The organism is Actinomyces sp. HMSC065F11 (genome assembly GCF_001813085.1).
GTDB lineage: Bacteria > Actinomycetota > Actinomycetes > Actinomycetales > Actinomycetaceae > Gleimia > Gleimia europaea.
Window position 1 is genome coordinate 426,621 of the sequence record NZ_KV811484.1, and the last position, 10,992, is coordinate 437,612.

The window sequence follows — 10,992 nt, forward strand, 5'->3', positions numbered from 1 at the left end:
GCTGCCAGAGTTCTTCGGACCGCTGCCCGGTTACATGGGGCAGGTCTTTGCCCTTGATTGGCTCGCTTTCTGCTTGGTGGTAGCCAAATGTGGGTCGCACACGCACCGCGTGAAACCGGCCGCGCAACGCGCGGCCAGAATAATAACGAACCGATCACCAGCTTGCGACCTGCTTCCGCCGTAACAAATGCTCACGACTGAATATCGGGTCAGGCGTCGAGCTTGGTGCGTTTGATAGCTCGGTAGATTGTCGGTCGTGAAACATTGAACGTTCTGGCCACCGAGCTGACCGACTTACCACCATCAACGAGTTCTCTAGCTACCTGCGCCTGTTCTGCACTCAGTTTCGGTTTCGGACCAGCGACCCGGCCCTGCGAACGTGCATGAGCAACTCCCTCGCGGGTGCGCTGAATAAGCAGGTCACGCTCCCACTCCGCCAGGCTTGCCATCACGTTGATAACCACCTTGTCAGCAGGCCGTGAAGTGTCCAAAGCAGGCTCTAAAACTTTGACGTTAATATCACGCTCGGCAAGATCAGCAATGGTGTTCACAGTCTCCGCAAGATTACGACCAAGCCGGTCAAGCCGCGTCACAACAAGCGTGTCATCGGGACGCATGTACGCCAGCGCTTCATCCAGGCCAGGACGCTGCCACTTGGTTCCCGAGATAGTGTCTGCGTAGATATGCGTAGCATCGCAACCAGCAGCCATAAGTTGCTCCCGCTGCGTATCGAGAGACTGTCCCTGCCGAGACGTGGAAACGCGGACGTAACCGATTAGCATGGTTAATGAGTCACTCTATGCGTTACCCTTGGCCCGATTATGGGACTTACAAAGCATCTCGCAGTTACTCTCCTCGGTCGCTCCACCTTTTGACCAAGCGGTGACATGATCGGCGTCCATGTCTTTGAGCTCCCAAATCTTCGTCCTTACCGCATCGTGCCCGAGGGCACAGAACGAGCAGTTAGAAATGCCTTTCTCTTTTGCCGCGTCCGTCTGACGTTTGTACACCCGCTTCTTGACGGCTTCTGAAAAGACGCGCACATTAAGCAATTTCGTATCCTTCTCGCCACCCAAAAGATATTCGTAGATACCCTTTTTCGACTTAACCTCTGAGTCAGCCAACAACTCACGAGCCGCGTTAGTCATCTCGGTTGCGTTGTAGCCGCGACTTCCGTATTCCTCATACAGCGTGTTCCACTCAATTCCTCTCATGGAGCTATCTGTCATTTTGAACACGCTCCCCGCCCAGTCAATAACAGCGGTGAAGTATGTCTGCAGTTCCTTGCAGTCCGTGTCATCGCGATGTTTTGCCATGTAGTTATCTATACTCACGTCCTCGCGTTGTGTAATCCAGTCCAAAGCAACTTCCAGCACTTTCTGGCGGGTAGGTTCGCCGCGGACAAAGTTCAACCACTTTGACATCACTGCCGAACCAGAATTTGAAAAGACTTTTTTAGCAGCGGTGACGAACGGACCTGAGTACACAGCGTTGCGCAGTTCTTGAGTTGTTAGCTGCACCCCGGCGATATTAATGGTTTTGAACCACTCCTTGATCTCATCTTCCGTGCCGTAGCAGTCATAAATTAGCAGTTCAGTATCAAGGATCAGATTCTGCTGATGCTCGCTGAGTGATGAGAAGTACTGCTCGTTGCCGGCAGAGTCTTTAACGATGAACAAGTCCTTGCAGAAACGCCCAATCGATGTGATGCGCTGCTGGCCATCAAGAATCTCAAACTTGTCTTCATCAGCGTTGGGCTGATTGAAATAAATCAGCCCAAGTGGATAGCCCTTAAGCAGCGAATCAATGACGGCAACGTCTTTCTTACCATCGTTATAGATGTAGTTGCGTTGGTACTCAGGCTGGATGGTCAGATTGCCGGCAAGACCGTACAGACCTTTGCCTTCGAGCTCGTTGTAATGGAATCCGGCAACAATGTCACGGATTGTGCGGGGGTTAAGATGTGCTTCCATGGCTTAAGCCTCCTTGGTCTCGGCGCGTCGGTGGCGAATGAGGACTCTGCAGTAAGGTTTAGTAAATATGCGTCCTTCAACCTCGTAATACGTAGTATCTTGAGGTTCAGTGTCATGTGGAATGGCGGCGCCATCGTTAAGTTTGCCCACTCTCGACCTCTTGCCGGTCTTGCTGACTTGAATCTGTGTGGGATAGTTTTTCAGCTTTAATCCCGAATGGTCGTCCCAGGCCTGAGTAATTCCTAGAATTTCGAACTGCTCAGGGTTGTACTTGTCGAGGAACGAAATGGGGACACCCATCATGCCGTCATAATCGTTAGGTATCCCCTTAGTTTCTGGAACCTCAATGGCATTGTAGTTATCGTATTCCGGATACCCCACCTTGCGAAGAGTCTTGGAACCGTAGATAAGGTTATCTTCCATTGACATCAGTACAAGTGGTTCGTGGCGTCGGCCATGCTCAATGTTGGTAAACCAATCGATATTCCTGAAATGGACGGTTGAAGTCTCGTCGTCATACACGCCGGTGGCGAAATCACGTGCTAGTTCTGGCGGAATGCGGAAGTACGCATTACCTTTAGCGAAACCATTACCCAACCACAGTTGGTTGCTACGAATTAAAGGAAATACCTCTTTGTAAGTGATTGAGTTTTTGCTACCGATAACTGAAAACTTAACTTCGCCTTCGACCAGCCACGCTAGGAACTCACGAAACAACGAGAAAGGAGGGTTAGTAACAACGATGTCTGCTTCGTCTCGGAGCTTAGTGACTTCCTCGGAACGAAAGTCTCCGTCGCCGTCGAGGTAGTCCCACTGCAGGTCTTCTTTATTGAGTCGGCCATCATTGTTGAGGTCTATGTCGCGCTCAAGAACATAGATACGACCGCGATACCAAGTGTCATCCTCGTTAAATTTTTCGTCCTTGTCCTCGTGTAGCTCAAAGTCCAACAACATCTGTCCCTGTTCAGTGATAGCGGGGTTAGACGCAGGCGCGTAGGAAGTCGAGACTAATTTCTTTAGACCGAACTTTTCGAAGTTGAGTGCAAAGTATTTGGTGAAGTTGCTAGCACCTGGATCGTCACACGGTAGTAGTACAACCTTGTCTCGAAACACATCAGGGTCGTATTCAAGATATGCCTGCATCTCGTTTTCAATGTCGTTCCACTGCGTGTAGAACTCATCGTTCTTAGCAGCTTTTGCGGCACCTAGATTGGCGTTGCCTGCCATTGGCTATCACATCCGTGTTGTTTTTAATCGGTCGATCCCGTACACCCCGCCAGAAAAGCGCTGCTGCGCGCATGAAACCACGGGACAGGGTGTACGCAATCACTGTACATGACGTGGATTGTAATATAACGCGCGGGTTGACGATATCGTTCAGTTGATTGACTTGAGTCGCGCTCGAAATGATTGTCGTTTGCTTGGAGATCCGGCTACGGAGTAATTAGGTTTGCCCTTCTTCCGCGACCGTGTTGTGCGCGTCCGGTTCGTGGTGTGCTGGGTGTAATAGTGTGTCCGTAGCCTTGATCAGTTGTCGATTGTGTGGTCCAGTGTCACTCCCTGGCACATCTATTGATGAGATGCAAAATAAAGTGGTTTGATTCACAGTATGGCAGGTCACTGGGGACAAATTGAAACAGTCGGCATTACTTTTGCGATATTGGATTGCATATCTAGTGCCGGCCCCGCCGGTGCTGACGTGACCACTATCGAGCGAGAAACCAGTATACCCAGGCGCACGGTTTATCGGCACTTGGCGAATGCTCAAGAGCTCGGGCTCGTCGAGGCGCGTGGAAATGGTTCCGGTTTATACAGGCTAGGCAACACTGTAGGGCAATGGGTTGTAAATCAATCATGTCAGCGCCGATTTGTAACACTTTCTGATGACTACGTGACGAGACTGGCAAGGTCTACGGGTACCACCGTCCACTGCACTGTTTATGACCATGGAAGTGTACTGACTGTCGCATCTGCTCAGAGGCATTCAAAGGACGGCGAATGTTCTCTAGCAATACCAGGTACAAGGCGACCGGCCCATGCGACTGCTTCGGGAAAGGTATTCTTAGCCTTTAATCCTCGCCTGCTCAAGTCCTACGTTATTAGGCCGTTAGTTGCGCTCACTGAAGAGACGATAACTTCGACGGCTGCTCTTCGCGAAGAGATCGAAACTATTAAGCGGCATGGGTTCGCTATCGATGAGCACGAGTTCCAAAAGGGAATTTGTTGCGTTTCGGTTCCTGTAAAAGCAGGAGAGGAAGTCATTGGCGCCTTGTCGATGTCTCTACCGTGGCCTGCAGAACAGCCTTTCAGACCTGATCCTAAGTTGTTGGACGAATTACTGGTAGCGGCAAAAGAATTTGCACAGCTGATTGGAGGAAATGATGAGTAGTGGGAAGTGGGCTGGTCCGAGGCCCGAAATTGATCAATCGGATATTGACACCCTGCGTAATGGAATCGCCGAACGGTTCCCAGACTTGCAGTTTGAGCTTAGCTCGCTCAATGGACGCCCTCGTATTCAAGGTGAAACGGATACATGGGATACTGCAGTGAAGGTAGGGCACAGGCTCTCAGATATTTGGTACGAGTTAGGTGACGATAAAGAAGTTATCGTTGATCTGACGTCGCGGGATGCGCCGGAAATGGCCACCACTCCGCCAATAGCTGGTTTCGTGAGTGCGGTCCCGGAAGAAGCAGACGTTGTAGTCATCGGCGCTGGCATCGTCGGCACGATAGTTGCGCAAAAGCTGGCTGTGCTGGGCAATAGAGTCGTTTTGCTTGAGAGCCAGCTGAGGGCAGGTACCGGTGCTACTCGGTTGAATAACGGAATGGTTCATTCGGGCTTTGACCCTAAGCCCGGAACACTCAAAGGCCTATTGAATGTAGAAGGCAACCGGTTGTGGGACAAGCTTGCGTCGGATTTGGGTATCAAGCTACTTCGCACAGGTTCTACTGTTGTCTCATTGACCGATGATCAAGACGAACGTATTGAGGAATACTATGATCGCGGCGCGGCAAAAGGCGTGCCGGTTGAGATCATCTCGGGTGATGAGCTACGCAAAATTGAACCTCGCATGTCTAAGAACATCAAACGTGCGTTGATGACACCGACAACAGGATACATCGAGGCTGTAGAGGCGGCTGAAAAGAGTGTTGAGATTCTTCGACACGTCGGTTCAAATGTTTTTTATGGAGTGACAGTCACCGGTTTCGAGAAGGACGAAACTGGTGTGACGGGTGTGGACACCAACGCCGGTTTCATCAAGACCAAGTTGGTCATCAATGTGGCGGGGCTGTTTGCTGACCATGTTGCTGCATTAGCAGGTGTCCGAGACTTCACGTTGCATGCCCGCAGAGGAACTCTGGTGATTGTGCGCGATGATAAGGACACCCCATACAGAATTGGCGCTGGTCCCGTTCCCTCCCCTTACACAAAGGGAGGTGGCGTCACATTACGCCCGTACGGAACACTTAGTCTGGGGCCTTCAGCTGTTGAACAACCAGATCGATTCCATTGCGTGCCAACGCAGGAAGAAATCGATTGGATACTTGAGCAATCTGTGCTGATCTATCCCGAGATTGATCTTTCACACGTCGTCGAAGTAGAAGCTAGGTCTCGTGCTTCGAGTTTCGGTGAAGATTTTATTATCGGTCCCGCGGCAGGATTACCGGGATTCTATAACGTGTCAGGTATTCAGTCACCAGGCGTAGCGGCTTCCCCTGCTATTGCCAATAAAGTCGTTACCGATCTTCTGCAACTTGGTCGCATAACGACCAATACGACGCATTATCGAGAAGTGTGGAGGTGATTGTCGTGGAACCGTATATTCTCGTTTTGGACGAAGGAACAACTTCTACGCGCGCTGTGCTTTTTAACAAAGAAACGAAAATCGTTGATGAAGAACAATTGCCGCTTGCTATCACGACTCCTCAGTTCGGCTTTGTTGAGCAAGACCCGAACGAAATTATTGAAAAATCAATTCGAGTTGTGAAGGCTGTAGTTGAACGTGCGCGCGCAAACGAACGAAATATCCAGTGTCTTGCCGTAACAAATCAACGCACAGCTACGACAGTGATGGATCGGGCTACTGGTAAGCCGCTGTCACCAGTAATTAGTTGGCAAGATGCACGTGCCGCAGATGATGCACGAAAACTCGCAGCCGAAATGGGCGAGGAGTATACAGCGCGGACAGGATTGATGCCGGCAGCTGCTAATTGTGGCCTTCACATATTGCACCTGTTTAAGAACGAGGACTTGAAAGCTCGTTCAGGAACAGGTGAACTCTTGATAGGTACGCCTGACACTTTGGTGATTAAGGCGCTAACCGGAAATGATTACACCTCATCCTCGAATGCTTCAAGTACGGGCCTGCTTGACCAGCATACCGGTGAATGGTGGCAAGAATTCATTGAACGTAATGGCGCTTCGGTGCATGATTTACCCACTGTTTTGCCCGAGGATGGTGATTACGGCTACACAAGGGCGGACGTGGTTGGTGCGGAGATACCCGTGCGTGCTGTAGTGGCGGATCAGCAGTCTGCGCTCTTCGGACACGGAGGACTGAAACCAGGCTCTGTTAAATGCACGCATGGTACTGGATCATTCATTGATTTCAATATTGGGGACAGGATAGTAACCGATACAAACGGCCTTGATAATCGCTTTGCGTGGCGAACAGCAGGTTCTAATACAAACATCATCGAAGGCTCAACGTGGGTTAGTGGATCCGCTATTGAATGGTTAATCGATGATATGAAAGTGCTTCGCAATGCGGCGGAGATCGACAAGGTTTGTACTGAGTCGAAAGGGTTGGAAACGATCGTTGTACCTGCTTTAGCCGGTTTTGCTGCTCCATATTGGGACGGGAAGGCACGTGGTACAGTCTTCGGCCTATCAAGGCACACAACTTCCGCAGATATAGTTCGTGCGACAATCGAGGGTATAGCGCACACTGTCGTGGATTTGCTGGAATTGATAACTTCTATGGCTGGCACCGAGGTCTCTGTTTTGACGGTTGATGGCGGTCTTTCAAGATCAAACTACCTGCAGCAATTTACTGCGGATTTGCTGAATGCAACTGTCGAGCGGACAAGTGATCCATCGTATGTTACTGCGCGTGGAGCGGCATGGATGGCTGGTGTTAATGCTGGTGTTTGGGAATCACTCGAAGACGCCGCGAAGACGCTCCGCGTGGAACAACGCTTTGAGCCGCAAATGTCTGAAGCCGAACGCCTAGCGCAGCGTAAAGCGTGGAGAGACGCAATCGATCGATCGTTGGGATGGACTCCCAAACTACCTCAGGAGGGTTAATAGCATTATGCTCACGGAACAACAAATACAAGAATTGCAAAATATGGAGGGTGTGGGAAGCGTTAGCTTCGACCATGCTGAGCTCTACAAACTTTCGCAAGATTCTTCCTTCCGGGCACAGAAGCTTGATAGGAAGGGCGAATTGTGGGGAGAAGCCGAAGTTTTGGTGACGCCTCGTACTGAAGCAGAGATTCAGAAGATGGTTCGTTGGTGCAACCAAAACCAGGTCCCTATTATCGTGCGAGGACCAGGCTCCGGAGTTTCTGGCTCAGGAATTCCGGTTAAAGGCGGGGTGTTATTGGATCTGAGAGAACATAACAAGATCCTTGATTTTAACCCGGAGAACGGACACGTGAAGGTCCAGGGCTCGATCATCCTATCTGAGCTTGATGAGTATCTACGTGATCGCGGATTCACAGTTGGTCACTACCCACAATCTTTCTCGATTGCAGGCGTTGCTGGATCGATCTGCGAACGTGGCTCCGGCACATTCTCGAGCCTATATGGCAACGTTGAAGATATTGTCGCGGAACTTAGGGTGGTCCTGCCCGATGGTGAGATCTACCAGTCGCATTATTCTCCGAGATCGGCGACTGGACCTGATTTGCGGCAGCTATTTATTGGCTCAGAAGGCACACTTGGAATAATAACCGAGGTAACTCTAAAGACTTACAAGGTTCCGGAACAGAGAACATTCCATTCTTATGCGTTCCCTTCTATTGATGAAGCCATCGATGTTATTCGTGAGACATTGTGGTTAGGTATCTACCCGGCCGTTGCGCGAATTTACGATCCGGTGGAAGGGACGGCCAAACATGCCCAATTCACTTCTGAAAGCAAGGGCGAATGGCTAATGGTCCTGCTCTTTGAGGGAGCAGATGAAGTGGTGGCTGCACAGGAAACCAAGGTCGAAGAACTAGCAAGTAAACACGGAGGTCGAAATCTAGGTCCAGAACCCGCCGTCAACTGGGAGAAGATGAGGTTCGATGTTTCTTGGTTCACCGACGAAATTGGTGATGAAGGCGGAATAGCTGAATCTGTTGAGGTTTCAGCTACGTGGGATAAGCTACCCGCAGTCTGGGAATCAATGCGCGAAGCAGCACTCATAGAGATGGATAGAGTAATGGGGCACATCTCGCACGTATACAGGGATGGCGCATCGCTTTACGTCATCGCAAGCGGCAAGAAAGCCGATCAAGATGAAGTGTTGGCAGCATATTCCCGTCACTGGAAAAATCTCACCGAAGCTAGTATCCGGGCTGGCGGCACTATTTGTCACCATCATAGTGCAGGGCTTGAGAGAGCCCCTTGGATCGAGGAAGGAATCGGAGAGAACGGCCTGAATATCCTAAGAGACATCAAGAGAACGATGGATCCCAACGACATTATGAATCCGGGCAAGTTAGCACTCGAATAAGCTCGACAAACCTGAGAGGGCCGGATCGATGAGATCCGGCCCTCCTAGTTACACATGCCAAGTTATATCAGTGAAAACTCGAGTTACTGAGAAAATATGTCTGCTGGCTTGGCGTGTCTGCTGTAGTATTGGATGACCAACCTAGTTGGTTGCGGCCGCGTTTCTCGTGGCGTGGTTCGACTGATGTGAATTAGTCATAAACAGTAGTCGATTGTAGGGGCAAGCATTTGCTTGCCCCTACAACGCTTCTAATGGTGTTACCTGTTTTCTGGTTCCTATCTGTGTAGGGCTAGGCTCGTGGTTTGCTTTGGTGTGCGCCTGGTGGTGGGGTGCTGGGTTGGGTGGTCTAGCTTCTTGATCTGCGGGACTTCCCCAATGCCGGGTAGTGGCGGTTTTGAGCGTGCGGGTGTTGTTTCGCGCGCTTGTTCGACTTGGGACTGAACGCGCTGTTGCTGCCGGGTTTGGGTGCGCTGCAAAGTTTCTACAGCTTCTTCGCTGGGGGTTTGCGGGTTGAGCTGGTCGATGATCCAGTTGGAGTTTTGGATTACCCGCTCCCCGGTGGCAAGGATGGTTTCTTCGTCTGCGTTTGCCCATCCGGCGATGTATCCGGTGGAGTAGTCGGCCGTGTCTAGGCCGAAGTATTTACTGACTAGGTAGGCACATGATTCGGCTTCGACTTCTTTGATTCCCCTGTGCATGGACTCGGTTTGGTCTGCCTGGTCCATGTGTAGGCGGGCGTGACTGATCTCGTGGATGAGGGTTTTGAACTGGTGGCCTTCGGGCGCGTCGGTGGCTACAGCGATGGTTTTCTCGCCTTGGCCTTCGATCAGCGGCCGCATGGTTACCCCGTATGCGCCTCCTAGAGCTTTGCGCGTGGTTTCTTCGTACTTGTATCCAAGGTCTGCCACGATCTGCTTAGCGCGCTGCCAGAGTTCTTCGGACCGCTGCCCGGTTACTTGGGGCAAGTCTTTTCCCTTGATTGGCTCGCCTTCTGTTTGGTGGTAGCCAAATGTTGGACGTACCGTAAATCCTGTGACAGTGCGTTTCCAGATAATGTCTTTCTTGTCGTACTTATCTAGCTCGTCTTTATCTATTGGCCGGTCCTCACCTTTTAGGAAGGGTAGCTTGTAGGTGACTGGGGCTAGAACTTGGTAGCTTTTTTCTCCTTTTTGGACTTGTCTACCTAGCTTTTTCCAAGCGGTATAGGAAGCAAACGAAGATTCCATGCTTCCGCGCTTGCGGGCCTGGTTGTTGAGCCACACTAGGTTGCGGAATGAGTACTGGGGCATTTGCGCCATATAGTCCAGGATGTCTTTCCACGTTTGGGTGTCTTTGAACCGGGATGCTGCGGCGGCTATTTCTTCGTGAGCTTTCGCGAGTTTCGCTTCGCGTTCTTCTTTGGCTTTTTCTTTGCTTCGACTAGCCATGTTAGTTGCCTACCTGGCTGGTTTTAGCTTCTAGGGCTTGGACTCGTTGCGTGAGTTGTTCGATCTGGTCTTGCTGGTTTTGTACCTGCTCGATGAGGGTTTCTACTAGCTCTAGCGTGGTGTATTGGTTTTCCATTTTTCTCTCCTGGTTAGTTGTCTTTACCGTTTTGGGTGATGATGTGTAGTTCTTGGCGGGCAATGTCTGCCCCGATGTGGTCTACCCACACGTCGTGGGCTACTCGCTCTTGCCCGTCTTGACTGGTGTAGTCGCGGGCGCGGTAGGTGCCGGTGAAGATGATGGCGGCGTTGCCGTTTAAGTCTTGGAAGTCTTTTAGTTTCACGGCTGCCTGGCCTTGGACTCTGAGGTAGTAGGCGTTTGTGGCCGCGTCCTCCCATTTGCCGGTTTCTGGGTCTTTTGCCCGGTCGTTCACGATCACGGTGGCGCGGCCTTGGTAGGTTCCGTCATCGTTCATGGTGAGTTTGACGGGGCCTGCAAGATTTCCTGCTCGTACTATGTAGCTCACTGTTTCACTCCTAAAATTTTGGTAGTTGGTTTGTTGGTTTTGGGTTAGATGCGGACGGCTTGCCATTGCATGCCAAGCCAATAAGCGGTGTCGAGGGGTACTTGTTCGACGTGTCCGCCCACGTTGGGGGCGTGGATCATGAGCCGGTTACCACCTGGGTCTTTACCGGCGTAGATGCCGATGTGGTGGTAGTGGCCGCTGCCCGGGGTGGCGAAGCCGATCAGGTCGCCTGGTTGTAGGGCTGATTGGTCTATGGGCGTGCCTGCTTGGGTGATGATTTGGTGTGCGGTTCGCACGTTGAGGGGTTTGCCAAGGTCGGCGTAGACGCGCACGACTAGGCCCG

Annotated in this window: 11 protein-coding genes; 4 read left to right on the top strand and 7 right to left on the bottom strand. The window is 51.2% G+C overall.

The window, feature by feature from the left end:
* Nucleotides 1–209: 209 nt before the first annotated feature.
* From HMPREF2891_RS09260 to HMPREF2891_RS09270, 3 genes are read right to left on the bottom strand one after another with little or no spacing between them, the layout of a single operon-like run.
* Nucleotides 210–782, bottom strand: coding sequence for a recombinase family protein (locus tag HMPREF2891_RS09260; RefSeq protein ID WP_083311338.1), 573 nt, complete (start codon nucleotides 780–782; stop codon nucleotides 210–212).
* A gap of 15 nt (nucleotides 783–797) precedes the next feature.
* Nucleotides 798–1,973 (bottom strand): HNH endonuclease family protein, encoded by a 1,176-nt coding sequence (locus tag HMPREF2891_RS09265; RefSeq protein ID WP_070665202.1) that lies wholly within the window; start codon nucleotides 1,971–1,973, stop codon nucleotides 798–800.
* A 3-nt stretch (nucleotides 1,974–1,976) separates the two neighbouring features.
* Nucleotides 1,977–3,200: an adenine-specific methyltransferase EcoRI family protein gene (locus HMPREF2891_RS09270; RefSeq protein ID WP_070665204.1), complete on the bottom strand. Its 1,224-nt coding sequence runs from the start codon at nucleotides 3,198–3,200 to the stop codon at nucleotides 1,977–1,979.
* 382 nt (nucleotides 3,201–3,582) lie between these two features.
* On the opposite strand from HMPREF2891_RS09270, the gene HMPREF2891_RS09275 reads away from it, so the two are divergent.
* From HMPREF2891_RS09275 to HMPREF2891_RS09290, 4 genes are read left to right on the top strand one after another with little or no spacing between them, the layout of a single operon-like run.
* Nucleotides 3,583–4,362 carry an IclR family transcriptional regulator gene (locus tag HMPREF2891_RS09275; RefSeq protein WP_070665206.1) on the top strand — a complete coding sequence of 260 codons (780 nt, stop codon included), beginning with the start codon at nucleotides 3,583–3,585 and terminating at the stop codon, nucleotides 4,360–4,362.
* Entirely contained in the window at nucleotides 4,355–5,779 is a 1,425-nt protein-coding gene (locus HMPREF2891_RS09280) for an NAD(P)/FAD-dependent oxidoreductase (RefSeq protein WP_070665208.1), read from the top strand. Before HMPREF2891_RS09275 ends, HMPREF2891_RS09280 begins: the two co-directional genes overlap by 8 nt.
* A 5-nt stretch (nucleotides 5,780–5,784) precedes the next feature.
* A complete protein-coding gene (locus HMPREF2891_RS09285) occupies nucleotides 5,785–7,281 on the top strand; it encodes an FGGY family carbohydrate kinase (protein WP_070665280.1) in 1,497 nt (498 codons plus the stop codon).
* Nucleotides 7,282–7,288: 7 nt separating this feature from the next.
* Entirely contained in the window at nucleotides 7,289–8,698 is a 1,410-nt protein-coding gene (locus HMPREF2891_RS09290) for an FAD-binding oxidoreductase (RefSeq protein ID WP_070665210.1), read from the top strand.
* Nucleotides 8,699–8,973: 275 nt separating this feature from the next.
* Here HMPREF2891_RS09290 and HMPREF2891_RS09295 read toward each other — a convergent pair whose 3' ends face one another.
* From HMPREF2891_RS09295 to HMPREF2891_RS09305, 4 genes are all read right to left on the bottom strand, one after another.
* Nucleotides 8,974–10,125 carry an ArdC family protein gene (locus tag HMPREF2891_RS09295; RefSeq protein WP_070665212.1) on the bottom strand — a complete coding sequence of 384 codons (1,152 nt, stop codon included), beginning with the start codon at nucleotides 10,123–10,125 and terminating at the stop codon, nucleotides 8,974–8,976.
* A 1-nt stretch (nucleotide 10,126) separates the two neighbouring features.
* Nucleotides 10,127–10,261 carry a hypothetical protein gene (locus HMPREF2891_RS09885; protein WP_261666867.1) on the bottom strand — a complete coding sequence of 45 codons (135 nt, stop codon included), beginning with the start codon at nucleotides 10,259–10,261 and terminating at the stop codon, nucleotides 10,127–10,129.
* A gap of 13 nt (nucleotides 10,262–10,274) precedes the next feature.
* Nucleotides 10,275–10,649 (bottom strand): single-stranded DNA-binding protein, encoded by a 375-nt coding sequence (locus tag HMPREF2891_RS09300; RefSeq protein ID WP_186822330.1) that lies wholly within the window; start codon nucleotides 10,647–10,649, stop codon nucleotides 10,275–10,277.
* A 44-nt stretch (nucleotides 10,650–10,693) separates the two neighbouring features.
* Nucleotides 10,694–10,992: C40 family peptidase (locus HMPREF2891_RS09305; RefSeq protein ID WP_148131766.1), on the bottom strand; the 299-nt coding region annotated here is incomplete at its 5' end.